Raw genomic sequence first — 22,041 nt, forward strand, 5'->3', positions numbered from 1 at the left:
CTGCACGCCTGCGCGGGGACTACCGCATCCCGAATGCCTCGCGGTGCAGCCGCCAGCGTCCACCCTGGGCCCGTACCGCCTGGGCACCTTGCTGCAAGGCATCGCCCAGGCTTTGGGGGCCGCAGACCCACAGGTCCAGTTCGGGGCCATGGTGCTCCAGATCCTGGGGGCGCAGCCACTGGCCCTGGGCGGCATCGTGCACGGTCAGGCCCACCGGCGGACAGGCCTCGGCGCACAGGTTCTGCACACGGGGCAGCAGCCTATCGGTCGCGGCATCGCGGGTGCAGTAGTGCAGATGGGCCGCAGACAGGCCGTCGCCCGGCGCCTCGGCGTGGGGCATGGAGCCCGGCTGCCGCGCCTCCAGCCACGCCAGAAACGGGGTGATGCCCACACCGGCCGCCACCCAGACTTGCACGGGGACCGCCTGCCCATCGGCATGCGGTGCACGGCCATCGAACCGCCCATACGGTCCTTCGATCTGCATGGCCTGTCCAGCGTGCAGCCTGCGGTGCAGCTGGGCGGTGTAGTCTCCCAGCGGCTTGATCACCAGCCGCAACAACGTCCGCCCATCGGCCGTCTGCCCGCATGCCCCCGGCGCACTGGCCACAGTGAAAGGGTGGGCCCCTTCCCAGGCATCCCAGCGCACAAAGACAAATTGCCCGGCGCGGTGCCCCGGCCAATGGGCAGGCAGAGCACACAGCACCTCCAGCGGATCCTGTGCTGGCCGCGTCCCCAGCAGTTGCACTGCATGCACCTGCGCCGCATAGCGGCGGGCACGCCCGATCCGGCCAGCCAGCGCCCACAGCGCGGCCGCACTGCCCAGCACCATCAGCGCCCCCATCAACCACCCCACGGGCTGCTGCCAGTACGCCTGCGGCAGCAGCACCAGGCTGTGAAAGACCAGCGCCCCATACAGCACCGGCATCACGCGGTGCAGCCAGCGCCAGGGCTTGTAAGGCAGCAGGCGGCGCCACAGCGTGAGCGCCACCAGCAGCAGCAAGGCATAAAAAGCCCATTCCCCCAGGTCCTTGGCCCAGCTGCGTCCCTCGGCCAGCCAGGGCAGCATGGCATCGCGCGCTGGGCGCCCGGCCGTGCCCCACACTGTCTTGATCCAGGCGCTCGACTCCTTGGCGATCCAATGCATCACAGCAGCCACGGCGGCCGTAGTGCCCAGCCATTTGTGCAGGCGGTACACCTGGTCCATGCCGCCCAGGGGGCGCTCCATCCAAGGCTGGCGCAATGCCAGCCACATAGTCAGCGAGAGCATGCCCAGGCTCCACACCCCGGTCAGCAGCAACAGATCCCGCCGCAGCAGCCAGGCCCACTGCACGCTCTCGCCATTCGCCCCCGCCACCAGCCCCTGGCCTTGCTCGGCCCACAGGGCCAGCATCCAGGCTGCGGTCAACACCGCCGCCCAGGCGGCCCATATGCCGCGTACACGCATACCACTTCCTTGTTCTGACCTACACCCTCGGTTCGACAGGCGGGAGCCACAGCCCCCTCGCGCATTCCGTCGTTCAGTGCTTGATGCGGCTGCGCAGCACGGCGCCGGTCTGCCCATCCACTTCCAGCTTCACACGCGCGCCTTGCGCATTGCGGCCTTTGACGTCGTAGTGGTAGTCATCCCATTCGATTTCGCGCAGATCGCGGTAGCCCGCGGTTTCCAGGCGGTCATAGACCTGGCGGATGGTCAGTACCGGGGCATGGCCTGCGGATGCGGCCATGGTCGCCAGCCCGGGGGCCGCAGCCGGTGTGGCCGCGGGGGTACCTTGCGCCATGGCCGTGCCACCCAGCACGGCGGCCAGCGCCAGCGCGGATGCGGGTGCCGCCGCCTTGCGCAGCACGGACAGAGAAGAACGGGTAATAGCCATCATGTGCAAACTCCTGAAAGAAGAAACTGCCAGCACCGTGCTGACATGGCTGCAGTGTTTTCCAGCGCCCGTGAACCGAAGCTGAAGGCGCCGTTCATCTGCGGTTCATTGGCGTTTCGGTATAAGGAAAGGCCTTGCCGCTCTGGAGCCCCTGCCATGCCACTGCCCCGTCCCCGCTTTCACCTGCCCCGCTTGCGCGCGCTGCCCATGCTGGGTGCGGCCGCATGTGTGGCGGTGCTCTGGGGGGCCATCGCTTTGCAGGCGCCCTCCGCACAGTCGGATGAAAGCGACCACGAGCTGGCCCGCCAGGCGCTGCAGCAGGGCAAGGTGCTGCCGCTGCGCACCGTGCTGGACCAGGTGGAGCGCGAGTACAAGGGCCAGGTCATCAAGGTGGAGTTCGAGCACGACGACGGCCGCTTCCTCTACGAACTGCGCGTGCTGCAGGCCGACGGCCGGGTGCTCAAGGTCAAGATCAACGCGGTGAACGGCAAGGTGCTGAGCGTGCGCCAGAAAGGACGTGACTGATGCGCATCCTGGTGGTGGAAGACGAACCCACTTTGCAGACCCAGCTGCGCGACGCCATTGCCGCTGCCGGTCACACCGTGGAAACCGCAGCCGACGGCAGCACCGCGCGGTATCTGGGTCAGGAAGAGACATTTGATGCGGTGGTCCTGGACCTGGGTCTGCCCGTGGTGGACGGACTGACCGTGCTGCGCCACTGGCGCGCCTGCGGGCGCGGCATGCCGGTGCTGATCCTGACCGCCCGCAGTGCCTGGCATGAAAAAGTGATGGGCATGGACGCCGGGGCCGACGATTACCTGGCCAAGCCTTTCCACATGGAAGAACTGCTGGCCCGCCTGCGCGCCCTGCTGCGCCGGCTTTCGCCCCACAGCAGCGCCCAATGGCAGTGCGGTAGCATCCTGCTGGACACGCGCCAGGCCACCGTGGCCGTGGATGGGCTGCCGCTGGTGCTGACCAGCCACGAGTTCAAGATCCTGGCGTTGCTGATGCAGCGCGTGGGCGAAGTGCTCTCGCGCACCGAGCTGTCCGAACACCTGTATCCGCAGGACAGCGAGCGCGACTCCAACACCATCGAAGTCTTTGTGGGCCGGCTGCGCAAGAAGCTGCCCGCAGGCAGCATTGAAACCGTGCGCGGCCTGGGCTACCGCCTGGTGCCCGCCCCGGCAGAAAGCCTGCCATGAATGCCGCCCACGCCGCGCTGCGCTGGCTGCAGCACGGATCGCTGCGTCTGCGGCTGCTGCTGGGCACGCTGGTATGGCTGGTGCTGGCCGTGGCCGTGGCCGGCTGGGGGCTGCGCGGCCTGTTCCAGGAACATGTGCACCAGCAGTTGCAGGACCAGCTGGTGCGCCAGCTCAACCAGCTCAGTGCCGCCGTCAACATGCAGGGGCATGAGGTGCGCGTCACCGCCATGACGGACGATGTGCGCCTGGACACCCCGCTGTCCGGGCTGTACTGGCAGGTCGACACCTGGGCGCCCAGTGAGGGCCAGTTCCACACGGTGGCACGCTCACGCTCGCTGTGGGACCAGGCTCTGCCACTGCCGGCCGACCCTGGCTTTCCCGGCACCCGCCGCCTGGGCCATGCCGTGCTGGATCTGCAGGACGCACAAGGCCATGCGCTACTGGCGGTCAGCCGCCCGCTGCAGCTGCCGGATGCCGACGCCCCGTTGCTGCGGCTGACCGTGGCCGCCGACCAGGCCCTGCTGGCCGAGCCGCTGCAGCGCTTCACCACCATGCTGCTGGTCGCGCTGGGCCTGCTGGCCGTGGGGCTGCTGCTGGCCGTGGCCGTGCAACTGCACCTGGCACTGCGCCCGCTGCAACGCCTGCGCCAGCAACTGGCATCCGTGCGGGCCGGCCAGACGGCGCAGCTGCAAGGCCCGGTGCCGCATGAGCTGCAACCCTTGGTCGCCGAATTCAACCATGTGCTTGCCGCCAATGCCGACATCGTGCAGCGCGCCCGCACACAGGCCGGCAATCTGGCCCATGCCGTGCACACACCGCTGAACATTCTGGGCAACGCCGCCGCGCACGATGCCACCCCGCTGGGCCAGTTGGTGCGTGAACAGGTCAGCTCTGCCTCCCGCCAGGTCGACCACCACCTGGCCCGCGCGCGCGCCGCCACGGCCATCCGCGCCACGGGCCTGCGCACCCCGGTGCTGGAGCCGCTGCAGGCGCTGCTGCGCACCATGCGGCGCCTGCATGCCGGCCGGGAGGTGCACTTCCATCTAGCAAGCGATGTGCAGCAACTGGAGCCACTCGCCTTTCGGGGGGAGGAACAGGACTTTTTTGAAATGCTGGGCAACCTGCTGGACAACGCCGGCAAGTGGGCGAGCAGCCGGGTGGAACTGTCGGTGCAGGCCCTGCCAGGGCCCCCGGGCCAAGGCGGGCAGCTGTGCCTGCTGGTGGACGATGACGGCCCCGGCATTCCGGACCCAGCCCAGCGCAACCGCATCTTCGGCCGCGGAGAGCGGCTGGATGAACAGCGCCCCGGCACCGGCCTGGGGCTGGACATCGTGCGTGAGCTGGCCCACACCTACGGTGGCAGCATCGAGGCCCACCCCTCGCCGCTGGGGGGTTTGCAGATGCGCCTGTGCCTGCCGGCTGCGCCGGCGGCCTGAGCCCCCCGGCAGGCCCACCCCGCGGTTCTCGGCTCCTGTCCATGGCCCTGCGCACAACACGGATACGTTGGAGTCTGGCGCACACCGCGCCCATAGAAAAAGGGCCCGCAGGCCCTTTGGATGCATGCTGCAGCGGCAGCGCGGTGGTTCAGCGGTAGATCTGGTTGCCGTCCACCCGCACATGGTCGCCGGGACGGAAGCCCGGGGCATTCTGGTAGTCAAACGCCCGCACGCTGCCATCGGGCATCTGCACGCTGACACGGTAGATATCGCGCACACTGCCGCCGCCCATATTGTTCTGCACGGCATTGCCTGCCAGTGCGCCGCCCACCACGCCGGCGATGGTGGCCAGGTCCTTGCCACGGCCGCCGCCCACTTGGTGGCCCAGTACACCACCCAACACACCGCCGACGATGGCACCACCGGCGCCAATGCCGCTGCCGTCCTGCACGCGCACGGTTTCCACATTCAGCACCCGCCCCTGCTGGACGTACTGGCCTTGTTGGTTGTACTGGCCTTGCTGGTTGTAGCCGCCGCCATACGTGTTGCCGTAGGTGCTGCCATAGTTGCCGCTTTGCACCGGGTAGCTGGTGACCGGCTGGTTGTAGCCGCCCTGGCTGGCGTAGCCACCTTGGTTATAGCCGCCCTGGGGGTAGGCCGCGCAGGCTGTCAGTGCGGCGGCCACAGCGGCTGCCATGGCCAGACGGCCCCAACGTGAAATGGTGTGCATGCAATTTCTCCTCGTCTGCAAAGCGGCAGGGCCATGGCGATGTGCACGGCCTGCACAGGTGGCGCGCCGTAAGCGCCTTACTGGTTCAACGCCCCAGTGCCGCAGGGAGACGACTGCTTTCACACTTGCTCACAAACTTCCCTCCCGCCCCCGTACCGGCTGCGGCCTTGCAAACGAGCCCCATGCAGCCCTAAGCTGTCGCCATGGTGTGCACGGTGCGGAGCTATTTGCCATCGCTGCCGCATTGCCGCTTGCATGTATTTTTGGGGATTGGTAACTGCACCCGTCCCATGGCGTACGCTGGTCAAAGCGCTGCATTTTCATGGCATGCACGCAGTTGCCGTTGGCCTGGATAGCGCTGCCTGCGCATAGGTGTTTGGGTTGCACGCCTACGGGCGAAAGGCCAGAACGCTCTTACAAATTCGCTATGAGGTTTACCAACCAGATAGCTAGACACCCGCAGCGTGCACCCACAGGAGCAGCCATGCCCGCCACCGTCCGCATTGATATGGTCAGCGACACCACCTGCCCCTGGTGCGCCATTGCCCTGTTCAATCTGCTGCACGCGCTGCGCAGCCTGGAAGGCGAGATCCAGGCGAAGCTGCACCTGCAACCGCTGGAGCTGCACCCCAGCGTGAAAGCCGCCGGGGAAATCCGCGCCCAGTACCTGCAGCAGCACCAGCGCCCTGCCCGCGCCGCCCTGCAGCCCTGCTGGGCCGACATTCGTCTGCACGGCCTGGCGATCCAGCTGGAAATGGGCCCGCAGGAGCCCCGCATGCTCTACAGCACGCTGGACGCCCACCGGCTGCTGCAATGGGCCGACAACCAGGGTCAGGACCACCAGCTGGTGCTGGCGCAGCAGCTGGTGCACGGCTACTTCGGACAGGGGGCGAACATTGCCGACCACCAGGTGCTGGCCGATGCCGCCGTGGCCGCAGGCCTGAGCCGCGAGGCTGCACTGGCTTATCTGGCGGCGGGCGACGACATCCAGGCCGTGCGCGAAGCCCAGTCCTTCTACCGGGGAATGGGCATACAGACCGTCCCCACCTTCATTTTCAACCACCGCCAGCTGCTGCGCGGCAACCAGGCGCCCGAGGCCTTTGTCCGTGCGCTGCGCTATATCGCAGCCGCCGGCGCCCCGCCGTCCATGGTCTGATCTGCGTGGTCTGCGGCACCCAAAAAAACAAAGCCCGGCAACGCCGGGCTTTGTTTCAGGACGCCCTTTGCGCTTACTGCTTGCCTGTGGAGCCGTAGCCGCCTTCGCCGCGCTCGCTGGTATCGGCAAATTCTTCCACCAGGTTGAATTGCGCCTGCGCCACCGGCACGATCACCAGCTGGGCCAGACGGTCCATGGGCTGCAGCGTGAACGCGGTGGAGGAACGGTTCCAGGCGCTGACCATCAACTGGCCCTGGTAGTCACTGTCGATCAGTCCCACCAGATTGCCCAGCACGATGCCGTGCTTGTGGCCCATGCCGGAACGCGGCAGGATCATGGCGGCGTAGCCGGGGTCTTTCAGGTAGATGGCCATGCCGGTAGGCACCAGCTGCCATTGGCCGGGCTCCAGCGTCAGCGGCGCATCCAGACAAGCGCGCAGGTCCAGTCCGGCACTGCCGGGCGTGGCGTAGGCGGGCATGTTCTCGCGCAGGCGCGCATCCAGGATCTTCAGGTCAACATTCATGGGGAAACTCACAGCGGGCTGCAGGCGCCGATGGCGCCACGGGAAGGGGCCGGGCTCTGCCGCCGGTCAGACAACAAAGGCTGCATTGTGCCGTGCCGCCAGGCCCGGCATGGCATTTCGGAAATCGCTCAGTCCTTGGCGGCAGACCGGATGCCCTTGCGCACTGCGCTGATGATGCCGAACAGCAGCAGCAGCGCACCCAGACCCGGCACAACCATGCCCAGGATGGCCAGGAACACCAGAAACACGATGCGCCCGGGCGTGATACGGAACCAGGATGCAGCAGCCGGCTTGTCCTGGGCCTGCTGCTGCGCGGCGCGGCGGGCTGCCTGCTCCGCTTCCAGCTGCTTGCGTGGATTGCGGGCCTTGCGCTGCTGCGCTTTTTGCGCCGCAGGCCGGCCTGCACGCTGAGCTTCCTGTGCCTGCTGCACGGCTGCCTGCGCCTTTTCGCGCACCCGCGCCAGCGCCGATGCCGGCTGTGCGCCCGGGGTGGCCCCCGCATCGGTGAAGTCGCTGCGGTTGCCGGCGTTCAGCCCATGGAAGGCACTGCGGTACAGCGGACTGGCACGCAGCAGGGAATCGACATAGCGCACATAGTCGCCGCCACGCGGGCCGTCATAGTTCGAGGTGTACATGGGCAAAAATCTTCAAACAGGTCAACAGGGGCGGTACGCGCTCAGCGCCCCGGAGCAGCGGCCAGGCGGCGCGCCAGCTCCTGCACCAGTTGCACCCCCAGCTCGGTCTTGGGCGCGCGCGGCAACTCGCGGTGGCCTTGGGCATCCACCAGCAGCAAGGCGTTGTCGTCCTGACCAAACGTGGCCGGGCCGATATTGCCCACCAGCAGGGGCACGTCCTTGCGCAGGCGCTTGGCCATGGCGTGCTGCAGCAGATCGTGGCTTTCGGCCGCAAAACCCACACAGTACAAGGCACCGCTCTGGGCCCGGGCAGATTGGGCCACGGTGGCCAGGATGTCGGGGTTCTCCACAAAAGCCAGTGCCGGCACTTCGCCAGAACCGTCTTTCTTGATCTTCTGGTCGGCCGTATTGGCCGGACGCCAGTCCGCCACTGCGGCGGTGGCGATGAACACATCCGCGGGCCCGACCTGGGACTGCACGGCCGCCAGCATCTGCTGGGCCGACTGCACATTGATGCGCTGCACGCCGCGCGGCGTGGGCAGGTGCACCGGGCCGGCGACCAGGGTCACCTCCGCCCCGGCGGCCTGGGCGGCAGCAGCAATCGCAAAACCCATCTTGCCGCTGGACAGATTGGTGATGCCCCGCACCGGATCGATGGCTTCGAACGTCGGGCCGGCCGTGATCAACAGCTTTTTGCCACGCAGCACCTTGGGGGCAAAAAAGGCCTGCAGGTCTTCCAGCAGCTCTTCGGGCTCCAGCATGCGGCCATCGCCGGTTTCGCCGCAGGCCTGGTCACCCACGCCCACGCCCAGCACCAGAGCGCCGTCGGCCGCCACCTGGGCCAGATTGCGCTGCGTGGCCGGGTGGGCCCACATTTCACGGTTCATGGCTGGCGCCAGCAGCAGCGGAATGCGGTCAATGGGACGGGCCAGGCACATCAGGCTCAGCAGCTCATCGGCACGACCCTGGGCCAGCTTGGCGATGAAATCCGCGCTACAGGGCGCGATGACGATGGCATCGGCCTCGCGGCTGAGGTTGATGTGCGGCATGTTGTTGGGCTCGCGGGCATCCCACTGCGAGCCGTACACCGTGCGCCCGGACAAGGCCTGCATGGTCACCGGGGTGATGAAGTGCTCGGCCGCCTCCGTCATCACCACCTGCACGGTGGCGCCCGCCTTGGTCAGCAGACGGCACAGATGGGCCGATTTGTAACAAGCCACGCCTCCAGAGAGGCCCAGCACCACATGTTTGCCAGCAAGCGCGTTCATGGCGGCGAATGTAGCAGACGCATGCCCCTGCATTTGCGTGTCGGCAAGCGGCGGGAACCCGCTCGCACCTATAATTCATCTTTACCACCACCAAAAAAATGAAGAGATGACCAAATTCGTCTTCGTCACAGGCGGTGTGGTGTCTTCCCTGGGCAAGGGAATCGCCTCAGCCTCCCTTGCTGCGATCCTGGAATCGCGCGGTCTCAAAGTCACCCTCATCAAGCTGGACCCGTACATCAACGTGGACCCCGGCACCATGTCGCCCTTCCAGCACGGCGAAGTGTTTGTGACGGATGACGGCGCTGAAACCGACCTGGACCTCGGCCACTACGAGCGCTTCATCGAAACCCGCATGAAGCAGACCAACAACTTCACCACGGGCCGTATCTACCAGTCCGTGCTGGAGAAGGAACGCCGCGGCGACTACCTGGGCAAGACCGTGCAGGTCATCCCCCATGTCACCAATGAAATCCAGGAATACGTCAAGCGCGGCGCCGGCATCGGCACCGATGACGCCGTGGATGTGGCCATCTGCGAAATCGGTGGCACCGTGGGCGACATCGAGTCCCTGCCTTTCCTGGAAGCCGTGCGCCAGCTGGCGCTGAAGCTGGGCCCCAACAACTCGGCCTTCGTCCACCTGACCTACCTGCCCTACATCGCCACGGCCGGTGAACTCAAGACCAAGCCCACCCAGCACACGGTGCAGAAGCTGCGCGAAATCGGTATCCAGCCCGACGCCCTGCTGTGCCGCGCCCAGTACCAGGTACCGGAAGAGGAAAAGGCCAAGATCTCGCTGTTCACCAACGTGCCCGAGTGGGGCGTGATCTCCATGTGGGACGTGGACACCATCTACAAGGTGCCCCGCATGCTGCACGAGCAAGGCCTGGACGGCCTGATCTGCGACAAGCTGCGCCTGAACACCCCGCCCACCACGCTCAAGCGCTGGGACGACCTGGTCTACGAAACCGAGCACCCGCAAGGCGAAGTGAATGTGGCCATGGTGGGCAAGTATGTGGAGCTGTCCGACGCCTACAAGTCGGTCAACGAAGCACTCAAGCACGCCGGCATGCAGAACCATGTGCGCGTGAAGATCACCCACGTGGACTCGGAAACCATCACCGACGCCAACGCCAAGCAGGAGCTGTCCAAGTACGACGCCATCCTGGTGCCCGGCGGCTTCGGTTCGCGTGGCGTGGAAGGCAAGATCTCCACCGCCCAGTTCGCCCGTGTGAACAAGGTGCCTTACCTGGGCATCTGCCTGGGCATGCAAGTGGCCACCATCGAGTACGCACGCCATGTGGCGGGCCTGGAAGGCGCCAACTCGACCGAGTTCGATCCCCAGACCCCCAACCCCGTGATCGCCCTGATCACCGAGTGGAAGGACGAGGACGGCACGATCAAGACGCGCGACGAGAACTCCGACCTGGGCGGTACCATGCGCCTGGGCGCACAGTCCTCCGATGTGCAGAAAGACACGCTGGCCCACAGCATCTACGGCGACGTGGTCACCGAACGCCACCGCCATCGCTATGAAGCCAACACCCAGTACCTGGACCAGCTGCGTGCAGCGGGTCTGGTGATCTCGGCCCTGACCCAGCGCGAACAGCTGACAGAAATCGTCGAGCTGCCGGCTGCCGTGCACCCCTGGTACATCGGCGTGCAGTTCCACCCCGAGTTCAAGTCCACCCCCTGGGATGGCCACCCGCTGTTCAATGCCTTCATCAAGGCAGCCGTCGACGGCAAGCAAAAGGGCAAGAAGGCCTGAGCGCCGACTTGACCGGATACGACAAGGAAACCCGCCATGAAACTCTGCGGCTTCGACATTGGCCTGGACCAACGCTTTTTTCTGATCGCCGGACCCTGCGTGGTCGAGTCCGAGCAGTTGCAGATGGACGTGGCGGGCCAGCTCAAGGAAATCACCTCCTCCCTGGGCATCCATTTCCTGTTCAAGAGCAGCTTTGACAAGGCCAACCGCTCCTCGGGCACCAGCTTTCGCGGCCCGGGCATGGAAAAAGGCCTGGAAATCCTGGCCAAGGTGAAGAAGGAAATCGGTGTGCCGGTGCTCACCGACGTGCACACCGTGGAAGAAGTGCCGTATGTGGCGTCCGTCGTGGACATGCTGCAGACGCCCGCCTTCCTGTGCCGCCAGACCGACTTCATCCGTGCCGTGGCCCAGTCGGGCAAGCCGGTCAATATCAAGAAGGGCCAGTTCCTGGCCCCGCACGATATGAAGAACGTCATCGACAAGGCCCGTGCCGCCGCCAAGGAAGCAGGCCTGCCCGAAGACAGCTTCACCGCCTGCGAACGCGGCGCCAGCTTCGGCTACAACAACCTGGTCAGCGACATGCGCTCTCTGGCCATCATGCGCGAGACGAACGCCCCCGTGGTGTTCGACGCCACGCACAGCGTGCAGCTGCCCGGCGGCAACGGCACCAGCAGCGGCGGCATGCGCGAGATGGTGCCTGTGCTGTCCCGTGCGGCCGTGGCCGTGGGTGTGGCCGGTCTCTTCATGGAAACCCACCCCGATCCCTGCAACGCCCTGTCGGACGGCCCCAACGCCGTGCCGCTCAAGCACATGAAGGCGCTGCTGGAAACCCTGGTGGCCTTGGACGATGTGACCAAGCGCAACGGTTTCCTGGAAAACGCCTTCGAAGCCTGAAGCAGCGCGTACCATGCACGCCATCCGGTAACGACACCCAAGCACGCCCCGCACGGCGTGCTTTTTCGTATCCAAAACAGCGCCGTCTGTGCGTATCCGGACGGCTCTGTTGGCGGAGAATTCCGCCAAGTCCTCTGGGACACGAATTTGTAAAAACCTTCAAAGGAAGACCATGAGTGCAATCGTTGACATCGTAGGACGCGAAGTCCTGGACAGCCGCGGCAACCCCACCGTCGAATGCGACGTGCTGCTGGAATCCGGCGTGATGGGCCGCGCTGCGGTGCCGAGCGGCGCCTCCACCGGCTCGCGCGAAGCCATCGAACTGCGTGACGGCGACAAGAGCCGTTACCTGGGCAAGGGCGTGCTGAAGGCCGTGGAGCACATCAACACCGAAATCTCCGAGGCCGTGCTGGGCCTGGATGCTTCCGAACAGGCCTTCCTGGACAAGACCCTGATCGACCTGGACGGCACCGACAACAAGAGCCGCCTGGGCGCCAACGCCATGCTGGCGGTGTCCATGGCCGTGGCCCGCGCTGCCGCGGAAGAAGCCGGTCTGCCCCTGTACCGCTATTTCGGCGGCATGGGCGGCACACAGCTGCCCGTGCCCATGATGAACGTGATCAACGGTGGCGCCCACGCCAACAACAGCCTGGACCTGCAAGAGTTCATGATCATCCCCGTGGGTGCGCCGACCTTCCGCGAAGCCGTGCGCTGGGGTGCCGAGGTCTTCCATGCACTAAAGGCCATCATCCACCACAAGGGCATGTCTACGGCCGTGGGCGACGAAGGCGGTTTCGCGCCTTCCGTGGAAAACCACGAAGCCGCGATCCAGCTGATCATCGAAGCCATCGAAAACGCCGGCTACAAGCCCGGTGAGCAGATCGCCCTGGGCCTGGACTGCGCAGCCTCCGAGTTCTACAAGGACGGCATGTATGTGCTGGCCGGCGAAGGCAATATGACGCTGACCTCCACCCAGTGGACCGACATGCTGGCGGGCTGGTGCGACAAGTACCCCATCGTCTCCATTGAAGACGGCATGCACGAAGGCGACTGGGATGGCTGGAAGATCCTGACCGAGCGCCTGGGCAAGAAGGTGCAGCTGGTGGGTGACGACCTGTTCGTGACCAACACCAAGATCCTGAAGGAAGGCATTGAAAAGCACATTGCCAACTCCATCCTGATCAAGATCAACCAGATCGGCACCCTGACCGAAACCTTCGCCGCCATCGAAATGGCCAAGCGCGCCGGTTACACCGCCGTGATCTCGCACCGCTCGGGCGAAACCGAAGACAGCACCATCGCCGACATCGCTGTCGGCCTGAATGCAGGTCAGATCAAGACCGGCTCCATGAGCCGTTCCGACCGTATCGCCAAGTACAACCAGCTGCTGCGCATCGAAGAAGACCTGGGCGATGTGGCCGAATACCCCGGCCGCGCTGCTTTCTACAATCTGCGCTGATCCGCAGCCCTTTCACTGAGTCGAGCGCCTCCCCCGCACCATGGTTCACCGCATTGTCACGCTGGTACTGCTGGCCATACTGGCCATCGTCCACGCCCAGCTCTGGCTGGGCAGCTACAGCATGGACCATGTGCAGGAGATGCGCACCCAGATCGCGCAGATCAAGTCTGCCAACGAAGTGGCCCGGCTGGAGAACAACCGGCTGACCTCGGAAGTGTCGGACCTGCGCGAGGGCAAGGACATGGTGGAAGAGAAAGCCCGCAGCGAACTGGGCATGGTCAAACCCAACGAGATCTACGTGCAGATCACCAAGCCCTGATCGCCGCAGGCGCGCCCCTGCGCGCACCTCCCTGTAACGGCCTCTTGCGAGGCCGTTATCGTTTCTGCACAGCGGCTGGCGGCCACCATGCCCCGCCCACCGCCAGGCCCCATGCCGTGTGGTGCAGCACGCCCCACAGCCACCGCCTCTACACTGCCCCTACCTGCCGCGCTTCGGTCCCACCAGGTCCTATTCGCCCCGGAAAACGGCTCCACACCACCTGCTCAATGTCTCCGCTTCCTGCCTCTTTCCCCTTGGCCACTGTGGCCGGCACAGCCAGCAGCCAGCCGCAGGCGCTGTGGCAGCGTGTGGCGCAGGCAGGTGCCGCAGCCATCGACGGCACGCCATGCCCGCCCGACGGGCGCACCCCACCCTCCTCCTTCGTGGATGCCCACCTGCTGACCCATTGGACGGCTGAGGCCCAGCAGCCCATGCCCACCGGCCAGGTGTTCTGGCTGCCGACACCGGCATCGGCGGGCACCGCCGAGCGCGCGCTGGAGCAGGCCTGCCGCCAGCAGCTGATGCAGGATGCGATGGATGGCACCACCTGCCTGCGGGTGCTCTACGGCGCCCCGGCGCAGCAACTGCGCGCGCTGCTGGAATGCCTGCAGGCCTTGGCTGTTCAGCAGACCGAAACATCCTCCTTGCGCAGCGGGCCTGACGTGGCCAGTGCGCTGCAGCACGGCCATGCGCCCAATCTGCGTTGCCGGGAATGCGTAGACCCCGCCAGCGAGCAGCGCTTGTTCTCACGCCTGCTGGGTGGCCGCAAGATCCCTGGGAACGACGCAGGGCAGCCCTGAGCCCCGCCTGTTTGCCGCACCCGCACAGCAAACTCTATGAATAAATCATCACTGCCTGCACCCATGGACCATGGCCGCTGTGAGCCGCCACGGGCAGCGCTGCAGCAGTTACTGCTTCGGTACAAAGTGCCTGCATAGCCCGCTCTCCCCATGGCACGCACAAGAAAAAAGCCTTGCAAGCAAGGCTTTTTAGCGAGCGGGACCACCCGGCAGGACCGAGCCTGCCCCCAGGCAAGGCGCTTATTGCACCGCGTTGGATGCCGGCGGCTGCGCCGCCGCATCGGCAAACAGCTGGGCCGCGTCCACCGCGTCAAAGTGGTACTGCTGGCCGCAGTAGTCGCAGCCCACTTCCACATTGCCGCGTTCGGCGACGATGCTGTCCACCTCGTCCTGCCCCAAGGAACGCAGCATGTTCTGCACGCGTTCACGGCTGCAGGTGCAGGCAAAACGGGGACCGGCCTCCTCGTCCTGCTGGGGCACAAAGCGCAGCAGCTTCTCCTCCCAGAACAGGCGGTGCAGGATGGTGTCCACGTCCAGCGTCAACAGCTCATCGCGCGTCAGGCTGGCGGCCAGATGGGCGATGCGGTTGTAGTCCTCGTTGAAACCGTTGCGGTCATCGCCCTGTTCGGCACTCTCGGTGGCACCGGCCAGGTTGGCCTCGCCCTTGACGGGCATGCGCTGGATCATCAGACCGGCCGCCACTTCCTCGTTGGCCGCCAGCACGATGGTGGTGTCCAGCTGCTCGGACTGCAGCATGTAGAACTGCAGCGCATCCGACAGGCGGGCGAACTTCTTGCCATCCACATCCTGCAGCGGCACTACGCCCTGGTAGGGTTGCTGGCCCGGGCGGCGGTCCTTGGGGTCCAACGTGATGGCGCAGCGGCCGCTGCCATGCACATTCACCAGCTCGGCCAAGGAGGCACCTGCCGGCACATCCCCCTGCACATTGGCAGTGGCGCGCAGCGTCAGGTCGGAATTCACATCCGCCACGACCAGCTTGACCGGGCCGTCCCCCATCACCTGCAGCACCAGCGCACCATTGAACTTGATGTTCGATTGCATCAGCACGCCGGCCGCCGCCATTTCCCCCAGCAGCTCGCGCACCGGGGCGGGATAGGCCCCGGTTTCGGTGTTGCTGGCGCGGCGGCGCAGGATTTCCTGCCAGGCATCGGTGAGGCGCACGATCATGCCGCGCACCGGCTGGCCGTCAAAAAGGAATTTGTGCAGTTCAGACACGCTGTCTCATTTCTCAAAAAACGCCCGGCGTTTATCCGCCGAGCTTGCGCAGGCCTTTGTGAAAGCGCTGCGCGTTCAGTACATAGTGGCGTGCGCTTTGGCGCAGGCCTTCGATCTGTTCCGGGCTCAGCTGGCGCACCACCTTGGCGGGGCTGCCCAGAATCATGGAGCCATCGGGGAATTCCTTGCCTTCGGTGACCAGCGAGCCGGCCCCCACCAGGCAGTTCTTGCCGATTTTCGCCCCATTGAGCACCACGGCGCCGATGCCGATCAGTGATTCATCGCCAATCGTGCAGCCATGCAGCATCACCTGGTGGCCCACGGTGACATGCTGGCCGATGGTCAGCGGCGAGCCAAAATCGGCATGCAGCACGCTGGCATCCTGGATATTGCTTCCCGCCCCGATGGTGATGCGGTCCGTGTCACCACGGACCACCGTTCCAAACCATATGCTGGCGTCTTCGCCCAATTCAACCTGGCCCATCACCTGGGCACTGTCGGCCACCCAGGCCGAAGGGGAAATCACCGGCGCCACGCCGTCCAGTTCGTAAATTGCCATGGGGGACTGTCTCCGTTGGTTTTAGTGCGAAACCTAAAATTGTAAATATGGAGCTTCGCCACCGTGCATTGGAGGTCTTGCGCCTCACCGACCCTGAAGAAAAAGCGCTTGCTGTGCTTGACCTGCATGCGCAGCAAGCTCACTATTCCATAGCAACCGATATCCAGCTGCCGTCCGTGGACCCGGCCAGCCTGCCGGGCCGCCCCGAACGCCCGCTGCTGCGCCACCACACCGAAGTAGCGCGCCGCTCCCCGGCCACGCCCGAAGGCCGGGCCATCTTGATTCACGCCATCGCCCATATCGAATTCAACGCCATCAACCTGGCGCTGGATGCCATGTGGCGTTTTGCCGGCATGCCGCCCGACTACTATCGCGACTGGCTGCGCGTGGCCGCCGAGGAAGGCAAACACTTTCTGCTGCTGCGCGACCACCTGCGCCAGCACCACGGACAGGACTACGGCGACCACCCTGCCCACCAGGGCATGTGGACCATGTGCGAGAAGACCTCGGACAACGTCACCGCCCGCATGGCCCTGGTGCCCCGCACGCTGGAAGCGCGCGGGCTGGATGCCACCCCGCAGATCCAGAACAAGCTGCGCAATACCCACGCCCCCGATGCCCTGGCGGCAGTGGCCATTCTGGACATCATCCTGCACGAAGAAGTGGGTCATGTCGCCATCGGCAACCACTGGTACCGCTGGTTGTGCGACAAACAGGGGCTGGATCCCGAATCGCTGTATCACGAACTCACGGTACGCTACGAAGCCCCGCGCATGCGGCCGCCGTTCAACACCAGCGCCCGCAAGCAGGCCGGCTTCACCGAAACCGAGCTGCTGTGGCTCCAGCAAATTGCTTGACCATGGACATCGACAAGCGCCGCCTGTGTGCGGCATGATCGCAGCCGCCTGCTGCACCGACTACTGCCCCGCCACCCTTCACGCCCCATGTCACTGTCCACTTTGACTTCTGCCCCCCCTCCCACTGCGCAAGCGGCGCTTCCTGGCGCCATGATTGCGCGGCAGGCCATCGTGGACCAGCAGGGCGAAGTCGTGGGCTACGAGCTGTTCTGCCGCTCCCGTGCACCCGCCAGTCTGGGCGTGGCCAACGATGTCAGCCTGATCTTTGCGGCCATGTCCCATGCCAGCGGTGACGATCCGGCCGTCACCAAACCCATTTTCGTGAAGTGCTCGCACGAAAGCATGGCCAGCGGCCAGCTGGAACTGGTCAGCTCCGACAAGGTGGTGCTGGAGGTGGAGATGCTGGGCCATGTGGCCAGCAGCGAGGTGCTGGCCCGCCTGCCCATTCTGCAAGCGCTGCGCAACCGGGGCTTTCAGCTGGCGTTTGGCCACAAGGTGCTGGAATCGGCCTACGCCGCCTGGCTGCCGCTGGCCGACTACATCAAGCTGGACCTGGGCGTGCTGCGCCCAGAACAGCTCGCCGTGCTGGTGGGCTATGCCCAGCGCCACACCAAGGCCCAGATCATTGCCGAGAAAGTGGAAAGCGCCCAGCACTACCACCTGCTGCAGGACATGGGCATCCGCCTGTTCCAGGGCTACTGGTTTGCCCGCCCTGCGCTGGTGGAAGCCCGCCTGCTGGCCCCGGCCCAGGCCAGCATCATCCAGCTGATCAACCTGCTGCGCCAGCAGGCGCATCCGGAAGCCATCGAGGCCGTGCTGAAGAAAGATGCCGGCCTGGCCTTCAATCTGATGCGACTGATCAACTCGGCCGGCCTGGGCATGGCACGGGAAATCACCTCCTTCCGCCAGGCCGTCCTGATCCTGGGACTGAAGAAAATGTTCCGCTGGGCCGCGCTGCTGCTGACGGCCTCCAAGTTCGGCAACCTGCCCTCATCGGTGGGCCAGACCGCCGTGGTGCGTGGGCGCCTGATGGAGCTGCTGGCCCTGGAACTGCTGGGCGAGGACGAGGCCGACCAGGCCTTTGTGGTGGGCGTGTTCTCGCTGCTGGACGTGATGCTGAACATTCCCATGCAGGCCACGCTCAACCTGGTGAATGTGCCCGATGCCGTGGGAGCGGCCCTGCTGCGCAACGAAGGCGTTCTGGGCGAGTTGCTGGAGCTGACGCGTGCCTGCGAGGATTGCAGCCCGCTGCTGCACGACCGCTCTGCCACCCTGTCGCGGCTGAGCGATCCACAGATCAATCTGGCGCACCTGCAGGCGCTGGCATGGACGGACAATCTGTCCACGACCTGAATCCGGCGCTTCCCGTGGGCGGTTTAAGGCCCGCCCTGCATCCGCCGCCATGAACGGGGGGCCTGCAGCGACCGGCCCCCTTCACCGGCGCAGCGCCCTGCCCCCCGCCGGAGCAGCCGCCCGGAAAGCCGCGCATGCACGTGGTGAATGCAGCACACGGCCATGAAAAAAGCACTGCCAGGCAGTGCTTTTCGGGGAGAAATGAACAACCGTTTCGCTTACTGCAGCGTGATGCTGGCGGCCTTGATGATCTTGGCGTTCTCCACCGATTCCGCAGCGATCTGCTTGGCAAAAGCCGCGGCCGTGCCACCGGTGGGCACGTTGTCGCTGGCCTTCAGGCGCTGCTGGATATCGGGCTCGGCCAGTGCCTTGTTGATTTCGGCGTTCAGACGGTCCAGCACGGCCTTGGGGGTGCCGGCCGGGGCGAAGATGCCGAACAGCGAGGTGCTGTTGGCTGCGGGATAACCCAATTCGGCCAGGGTGGGCACCTTGGGCAGCGAATCCAGGCGCTTGGGCGCGCCCACGGCCAGCGGCGTCAGGCTGCCGCTCTTGATGTGGGGCATCACCGTGGGGCTGGCATTGGTGGACAGGATCTCGTACTGACCGCCCAGGCCGTCATTCATCTGCTGGCCGCCGCCCTTGTAGGGCACGTGGGTGATGTCCACCTTGGCCTGGTGGCGCACCTGCTCCAGCACGATATGGCCCAGCGATGCCAAGCCGGCCGTGGCCCAGCGCACCACACCCGGGTCCTTGCGCGACTGTTCCATCAGTGCGGCAAAGTTGGCCGCCTTGTTGGCCTTGGTACCCAGAATCAGAATGGGCGAGTACATGACGCTGGCCACCGGGGCGATGTCCTTGAGCGGATCGAAGGCCATCTTGCCCAGGTGGGGGCTCAGCGCCAGCGGGCTGATGGACGAAAAGCCCAGGGTGTAACCGTCGGCCGGCGACTTGGCCACCTGGTCCAGACCGATCGCACCGCCAGCACCGGCCTTGTTCTCGATCACCACGGTCTGGCCCAGCTGGGCCGACAGCTTGTCGCCCAGTGCGCGCGCCACGTTGTCGCTCACGCCGCCAGCGGGGTAGGACACCACCATGCGGATGGGCTTGGTCGGCCAGGCTTCAGCCGCTACAGACAAGGCAGGCACAGTGGCGGCGAGCACAGCCGCAGCCAGCAGACCACGGCGCAGGGAATCAGTCATGGAAACTCCGGATTGCATAAACCTTGCAATTTTCTTTCAAACTGTAAAACCGCTTATGCGGGTTTAGTAATTCTTCAAGCCACGGCAGGCGGCACCGGCTGGCACCGTCCTGGCGCTCACCCCCGCGGGTGGTGGGTGGCATGCAGCTGGCGCAGGCGCTCGCGCGCCACATGGGTGTAGATGGTGGTGGTGGAAATGTCCGCATGTCCCAGCAGCATCTGCACCACGCGCAGGTCTGCGCCGTGGTTGAGCAAATGGGTGGCAAAGGCATGGCGCAGCGTGTGCGGCGACAGCGGCGCCGTGATGCCGGCGATGGCCGCATATTTTTTCACCAGCGTCCAGAACATCACCCGCGTCATGCCGCTGCCGCGCCGGGTGACAAACACCGCATCGCTATGCTGACCGGCCAGCAGCTCGGCGCGCCCCTGCGCCAGGTACTGCTCCAGCCAATGCTGGGCCTCCTGGCCAAACGGCACCAGCCGTTCCTTGCTGCCCTTGCCCATCACCCGCAGTACCCCGGCCCGCAGGTCGACCTGGAACAGCGGCAGACCCACCAGCTCGCTCACCCGCAGGCCGCTGGCATACAGCAGCTCCAGCATGGCACGGTCGCGCAAGCCCAGCGGGTTGCCCAGGTCCGGGGCCTGCAGCAGACGCTCCACCTGCTCGGCCGTCAGGGTGTGCGGCACACGCTGCGGCTGCTTGGCCGGCTGCAGACGCACCACCGGATCCTGGTGGATGCGCGCTTCGCGCAGCGCCCACTGGAAATAGCGGCGCAGCACGCTCAGGCAGCGGTTGGCCGACGTGGCCTTGCTGCGCAGATCCAGACGGTGTGCCAGATAGGCCTGCAGGTGTTCCTCGGCGGAAGCATCCAGGGACACCCCCGGAAAAGCCTGCTGCAGCCAGCGCAGGTACTGCGTCAAATCCCGGCGGTACGCCTGCAGGCTGTTGTCTGCCAGGCCGTCTTCCAGCCACAGCGCTTCGACAAAGGCATCCACCGCGGCCTGGCTGGCGGCATCCAGGCCGTCGCCCCCCGCATTGCCGGTGTCTGCTTGCGCTGTCTTCGGTTCCGTCATCGACTGTTCACTCCTGAGGCGCCATTGTGCAGCCGCCCCGGCAGCACTCAGGCCACGGCGCCGGTGGATTGCAGCTGCGCAATATCGTCCGCCCCGTACCCCAGGCCCTGCAGCAGCACCGCCGTGTGCTCGCCCACGGCGGGCGGGCTGCAGCGCACCGGCAGGCGCTGGCCGTCCATGCGCAGCGGCAGCAGCGTGGTGCGCACCGTCTGTCCGGCGCGCTCGCCATCGGTCAGCACCACATCCGCCAGGCAGCCCGTGGCATTCAGGTGGGGGTCATCGAACAGCTGTTCCGGCCGGGAGATCGGCGCGAACGGCAGCTGATGCTGCTCGAAGATGGCCGCCAGCGCGGCCGCCGTATGCTGGGCCAGCCGCTCGCGCAGCACCGGCATCATCGTGGAGCGGGCACGCACACGGTCATTGTTGGTCTGCAGCTGCGGATCGTTCTTCAGATCGTCATAACCCATGGCATCGCAGAAGGTGCGCCACTGGGCATCGCTGACGGCAGCCAGAAAGATCTGCTCCCCATCCTGGGCGGTGAACACGTCGTACATGGCCCAGGACGAAATGCGGTCCGGCATGGGAGCCGCCGCCTGTCCCGTCACGGCGTACTGCATCATGTGCTGACCGACCAGGAAGACATTGTTCTCGAACAGGGCGGAGTCGATCTCCTGGCCCTTGCCCGTCTGGGCGCGCTGCATCAGCGCTGCCATGGCACCAATGGCGCCAAACATGCCGCCCATGATGTCGTTCACGCTGGTGCCGGCACGCAGCGGGTCGCCCGGGCGGCCTGTCATATAGGCCAGACCGCCCATCATCTGCACCACCTCGTCCAGCGCCGTACGGTGCTCGTAGGGCCCCGGCAGAAAGCCGGTGTGGTTCACATAGATCAGTCCCGGATTCAGCTGGCTCAGCGTGGCGTAGTCCAGCCCGTATTTCTTCATCACCCCGGGCTTGAAGTTCTGCAGCACCACATCGGCCGATGCCGCCAGCCGGATGGCGGCCTGCAGGCCTTCGGCGCTGCGCAGGTCAATGGCGATGCTCTTCTTGTTGCGGTTGAACATGGGGAAAAAGCCCGCGCCTGCCCCCAGCAGATGGCGCGTGCGGTCGCCTTCCACCGGCTCCACCTTGATCACCTCCGCCCCCAGGTCGGCCAGCACCATGCCGCACGACGGCCCCATCACCATGTGGGAAAACTCCACCACGCGCAGGCCTTGCAGAGGCAGAGGCCGGTCGGCAGCCGCCGCAGCGGTGTCCAGGGGAATATCGGAAGAAGAAGCCATGAGGTACCAAGAAAAAGCCACAAGACGGGGCGCCGCCGACCGGAGGCAGGGCCTGCGCGCCTGCGGCCCACCCCCCCATGCCCACGGACTCTGGGAGCACGCCCACAACCAGTGGCCCATTGTAGAAAGCGCCTGCAGCTGCCGGCCCCGGCATTTGGGAAGCCGCCGCATCCCCAAACGCGCGCGCCCTGCAAGGGCACTGGAGCGCATCCACGTGTCCGACAAACACCCGACGTCTCCAACGGACGTGGTCCGGTTGCAACACTTGCGCCGTTTTTGAGCCATTTCTGACCCGTTTGCCTGATTGCTCTACGTATAGAGCTACCAAACTTGTAGCAGAATGCGATCCACGCTATATTCATTCCGACTTGGTACGGGGGATCCGCTGCCCCAGTCCTCCATCAACGACATGCGCAAGGAGAA

At 65.7% G+C, this 22,041-nt stretch carries 22 protein-coding genes; 11 read left to right on the forward strand and 11 right to left on the reverse strand.

The window, feature by feature from the left end; genetic code table 11:
* Positions 1 to 19: 19 nt before the first annotated feature.
* Together KW830_RS06805 and KW830_RS06810 are read right to left on the reverse strand one after the other, a co-directional pair.
* Positions 20 to 1,444, reverse strand: a complete 1,425-nt coding sequence (locus KW830_RS06805; RefSeq protein WP_218332664.1) for a ferric reductase-like transmembrane domain-containing protein — start codon at positions 1,442 to 1,444, stop codon at positions 20 to 22.
* A gap of 73 nt (positions 1,445 to 1,517) precedes the next feature.
* Positions 1,518 to 1,874, reverse strand: a complete 357-nt coding sequence (locus KW830_RS06810; protein ID WP_225608765.1) for a PepSY domain-containing protein — start codon at positions 1,872 to 1,874, stop codon at positions 1,518 to 1,520.
* 153 nt (positions 1,875 to 2,027) lie between these two features.
* On the opposite strand from KW830_RS06810, the gene KW830_RS06815 reads away from it, so the two are divergent.
* Genes KW830_RS06815 through KW830_RS06825 form a run of 3 tightly spaced genes read left to right on the forward strand, consistent with a single transcriptional unit; the run spans position 2,028 to position 4,509 of the window.
* Positions 2,028 to 2,396, forward strand: a complete 369-nt coding sequence (locus tag KW830_RS06815) for a PepSY domain-containing protein (protein ID WP_370626100.1) — start codon at positions 2,028 to 2,030, stop codon at positions 2,394 to 2,396.
* Positions 2,396 to 3,073, forward strand: a complete 678-nt coding sequence (locus KW830_RS06820) for a response regulator transcription factor (RefSeq protein ID WP_066539070.1) — start codon at positions 2,396 to 2,398, stop codon at positions 3,071 to 3,073. Before KW830_RS06815 ends, KW830_RS06820 begins: the two co-directional genes overlap by 1 nt.
* The gene (locus tag KW830_RS06825) at positions 3,070 to 4,509 is read left to right on the forward strand and encodes a sensor histidine kinase (RefSeq protein ID WP_066539072.1); all 1,440 of its coding nucleotides are present in this window, start codon (positions 3,070 to 3,072) and stop codon (positions 4,507 to 4,509) included. The genes KW830_RS06820 and KW830_RS06825 overlap by 4 nt, the downstream gene beginning before the upstream one ends.
* A gap of 148 nt (positions 4,510 to 4,657) precedes the next feature.
* On the opposite strand, the gene KW830_RS06830 is transcribed toward KW830_RS06825, so the two are convergent.
* Positions 4,658 to 5,239, reverse strand: coding sequence for a glycine zipper 2TM domain-containing protein (locus tag KW830_RS06830; RefSeq protein WP_066539074.1), 582 nt, complete (start codon positions 5,237 to 5,239; stop codon positions 4,658 to 4,660).
* A 484-nt stretch (positions 5,240 to 5,723) separates the two neighbouring features.
* Between KW830_RS06830 and KW830_RS06835 the strand changes: the two genes are divergently transcribed.
* Entirely contained in the window at positions 5,724 to 6,395 is a 672-nt protein-coding gene (locus KW830_RS06835) for a DsbA family protein (protein ID WP_218332665.1), read from the forward strand.
* Between the two features lie 73 nt (positions 6,396 to 6,468).
* Here KW830_RS06835 and dut read toward each other — a convergent pair whose 3' ends face one another.
* The 3 genes from dut to coaBC all read right to left on the reverse strand — a co-directional run bounded on the left by dut (position 6,469) and on the right by coaBC (position 8,821).
* A complete protein-coding gene (gene dut, locus KW830_RS06840; RefSeq protein ID WP_066539080.1) occupies positions 6,469 to 6,918 on the reverse strand; it encodes a dUTP diphosphatase in 450 nt (149 codons plus the stop codon).
* Between the two features lie 128 nt (positions 6,919 to 7,046).
* Positions 7,047 to 7,553, reverse strand: coding sequence for a hypothetical protein (locus KW830_RS06845; protein ID WP_066539081.1), 507 nt, complete (start codon positions 7,551 to 7,553; stop codon positions 7,047 to 7,049).
* 41 nt (positions 7,554 to 7,594) lie between these two features.
* Positions 7,595 to 8,821: a bifunctional phosphopantothenoylcysteine decarboxylase/phosphopantothenate--cysteine ligase CoaBC gene (gene coaBC / locus KW830_RS06850; RefSeq protein WP_066539082.1), complete on the reverse strand. Its 1,227-nt coding sequence runs from the start codon at positions 8,819 to 8,821 to the stop codon at positions 7,595 to 7,597.
* A gap of 106 nt (positions 8,822 to 8,927) precedes the next feature.
* On the opposite strand from coaBC, the gene KW830_RS06855 reads away from it, so the two are divergent.
* The 5 genes from KW830_RS06855 to KW830_RS06875 all read left to right on the forward strand — a co-directional run bounded on the left by KW830_RS06855 (position 8,928) and on the right by KW830_RS06875 (position 14,058).
* The gene (locus KW830_RS06855; RefSeq protein WP_066539084.1) at positions 8,928 to 10,586 is read left to right on the forward strand and encodes a CTP synthase; all 1,659 of its coding nucleotides are present in this window, start codon (positions 8,928 to 8,930) and stop codon (positions 10,584 to 10,586) included.
* A gap of 36 nt (positions 10,587 to 10,622) precedes the next feature.
* Positions 10,623 to 11,480, forward strand: a complete 858-nt coding sequence (gene kdsA / locus KW830_RS06860) for a 3-deoxy-8-phosphooctulonate synthase (protein WP_218332666.1) — start codon at positions 10,623 to 10,625, stop codon at positions 11,478 to 11,480.
* 172 nt (positions 11,481 to 11,652) lie between these two features.
* Positions 11,653 to 12,939 (forward strand): phosphopyruvate hydratase, encoded by a 1,287-nt coding sequence (eno, locus tag KW830_RS06865; protein ID WP_066539088.1) that lies wholly within the window; start codon positions 11,653 to 11,655, stop codon positions 12,937 to 12,939.
* A gap of 40 nt (positions 12,940 to 12,979) precedes the next feature.
* The gene (locus tag KW830_RS06870) at positions 12,980 to 13,258 is read left to right on the forward strand and encodes a septum formation initiator family protein (RefSeq protein WP_066539093.1); all 279 of its coding nucleotides are present in this window, start codon (positions 12,980 to 12,982) and stop codon (positions 13,256 to 13,258) included.
* A 254-nt stretch (positions 13,259 to 13,512) separates the two neighbouring features.
* Positions 13,513 to 14,058, forward strand: a complete 546-nt coding sequence (locus tag KW830_RS06875; protein WP_218332667.1) for a hypothetical protein — start codon at positions 13,513 to 13,515, stop codon at positions 14,056 to 14,058.
* 240 nt (positions 14,059 to 14,298) lie between these two features.
* Here the strand turns inward: KW830_RS06875 and KW830_RS06880 are convergent, their stop codons facing one another.
* On the reverse strand, positions 14,299 to 15,294 hold the full coding sequence (locus KW830_RS06880; RefSeq protein ID WP_218332668.1) for an Hsp33 family molecular chaperone HslO: 996 nt from the start codon (positions 15,292 to 15,294) through the stop codon (positions 14,299 to 14,301).
* 31 nt (positions 15,295 to 15,325) lie between these two features.
* On the reverse strand, positions 15,326 to 15,853 hold the full coding sequence (locus tag KW830_RS06885) for a gamma carbonic anhydrase family protein (protein ID WP_066539098.1): 528 nt from the start codon (positions 15,851 to 15,853) through the stop codon (positions 15,326 to 15,328).
* Between the two features lie 47 nt (positions 15,854 to 15,900).
* On the opposite strand from KW830_RS06885, the gene KW830_RS06890 reads away from it, so the two are divergent.
* Positions 15,901 to 16,710 carry a ferritin-like domain-containing protein gene (locus tag KW830_RS06890; RefSeq protein WP_218332669.1) on the forward strand — a complete coding sequence of 270 codons (810 nt, stop codon included), beginning with the start codon at positions 15,901 to 15,903 and terminating at the stop codon, positions 16,708 to 16,710.
* Between the two features lie 87 nt (positions 16,711 to 16,797).
* Complete coding sequence (locus KW830_RS06895; RefSeq protein WP_083520513.1) at positions 16,798 to 18,063, forward strand: EAL and HDOD domain-containing protein; 1,266 nt, start codon at positions 16,798 to 16,800, stop codon at positions 18,061 to 18,063.
* Between the two features lie 218 nt (positions 18,064 to 18,281).
* Here the strand turns inward: KW830_RS06895 and KW830_RS06900 are convergent, their stop codons facing one another.
* The 3 genes from KW830_RS06900 to KW830_RS06910 form a co-directional block, all read right to left on the reverse strand.
* Positions 18,282 to 19,262 (reverse strand): tripartite tricarboxylate transporter substrate binding protein, encoded by a 981-nt coding sequence (locus KW830_RS06900; RefSeq protein WP_066539102.1) that lies wholly within the window; start codon positions 19,260 to 19,262, stop codon positions 18,282 to 18,284.
* A gap of 116 nt (positions 19,263 to 19,378) precedes the next feature.
* Positions 19,379 to 20,335 (reverse strand): site-specific tyrosine recombinase XerD, encoded by a 957-nt coding sequence (gene xerD, locus KW830_RS06905; protein WP_218332670.1) that lies wholly within the window; start codon positions 20,333 to 20,335, stop codon positions 19,379 to 19,381.
* 47 nt (positions 20,336 to 20,382) lie between these two features.
* Complete coding sequence (locus KW830_RS06910) at positions 20,383 to 21,618, reverse strand: CaiB/BaiF CoA-transferase family protein (RefSeq protein ID WP_066539103.1); 1,236 nt, start codon at positions 21,616 to 21,618, stop codon at positions 20,383 to 20,385.
* Positions 21,619 to 22,041 lie beyond the last annotated feature (423 nt).

The organism is Comamonas sp. CMM03 (genome assembly GCF_019218715.1).
Taxonomy (GTDB): domain Bacteria; phylum Pseudomonadota; class Gammaproteobacteria; order Burkholderiales; family Burkholderiaceae_C; genus Comamonas; species Comamonas terrigena.

Coding starts and splice junctions, on each gene's coding strand:
- KW830_RS06805 (WP_218332664.1), bottom strand. CDS start 1,444: ATGCGTGTACGCGGCATATGGGCCGCCTGGGCGGCGGTGTTGACCGCA.
- KW830_RS06810 (WP_225608765.1), bottom strand. CDS start 1,874: ATGATGGCTATTACCCGTTCTTCTCTGTCCGTGCTGCGCAAGGCGGCG.
- KW830_RS06815 (WP_370626100.1), top strand. CDS start 2,028: ATGCCACTGCCCCGTCCCCGCTTTCACCTGCCCCGCTTGCGCGCGCTG.
- KW830_RS06820 (WP_066539070.1), top strand. CDS start 2,396: ATGCGCATCCTGGTGGTGGAAGACGAACCCACTTTGCAGACCCAGCTG.
- KW830_RS06825 (WP_066539072.1), top strand. CDS start 3,070: ATGAATGCCGCCCACGCCGCGCTGCGCTGGCTGCAGCACGGATCGCTG.
- KW830_RS06830 (WP_066539074.1), bottom strand. CDS start 5,239: ATGCACACCATTTCACGTTGGGGCCGTCTGGCCATGGCAGCCGCTGTG.
- KW830_RS06835 (WP_218332665.1), top strand. CDS start 5,724: ATGCCCGCCACCGTCCGCATTGATATGGTCAGCGACACCACCTGCCCC.
- dut (WP_066539080.1), bottom strand. CDS start 6,918: ATGAATGTTGACCTGAAGATCCTGGATGCGCGCCTGCGCGAGAACATG.
- KW830_RS06845 (WP_066539081.1), bottom strand. CDS start 7,553: ATGTACACCTCGAACTATGACGGCCCGCGTGGCGGCGACTATGTGCGC.
- coaBC (WP_066539082.1), bottom strand. CDS start 8,821: ATGAACGCGCTTGCTGGCAAACATGTGGTGCTGGGCCTCTCTGGAGGC.
- KW830_RS06855 (WP_066539084.1), top strand. CDS start 8,928: ATGACCAAATTCGTCTTCGTCACAGGCGGTGTGGTGTCTTCCCTGGGC.
- kdsA (WP_218332666.1), top strand. CDS start 10,623: ATGAAACTCTGCGGCTTCGACATTGGCCTGGACCAACGCTTTTTTCTG.
- eno (WP_066539088.1), top strand. CDS start 11,653: ATGAGTGCAATCGTTGACATCGTAGGACGCGAAGTCCTGGACAGCCGC.
- KW830_RS06870 (WP_066539093.1), top strand. CDS start 12,980: ATGGTTCACCGCATTGTCACGCTGGTACTGCTGGCCATACTGGCCATC.
- KW830_RS06885 (WP_066539098.1), bottom strand. CDS start 15,853: ATGGCAATTTACGAACTGGACGGCGTGGCGCCGGTGATTTCCCCTTCG.
- KW830_RS06890 (WP_218332669.1), top strand. CDS start 15,901: ATGGAGCTTCGCCACCGTGCATTGGAGGTCTTGCGCCTCACCGACCCT.
- KW830_RS06895 (WP_083520513.1), top strand. CDS start 16,798: ATGTCACTGTCCACTTTGACTTCTGCCCCCCCTCCCACTGCGCAAGCG.
- KW830_RS06900 (WP_066539102.1), bottom strand. CDS start 19,262: ATGACTGATTCCCTGCGCCGTGGTCTGCTGGCTGCGGCTGTGCTCGCC.
- xerD (WP_218332670.1), bottom strand. CDS start 20,335: ATGACGGAACCGAAGACAGCGCAAGCAGACACCGGCAATGCGGGGGGC.
- KW830_RS06910 (WP_066539103.1), bottom strand. CDS start 21,618: ATGGCTTCTTCTTCCGATATTCCCCTGGACACCGCTGCGGCGGCTGCC.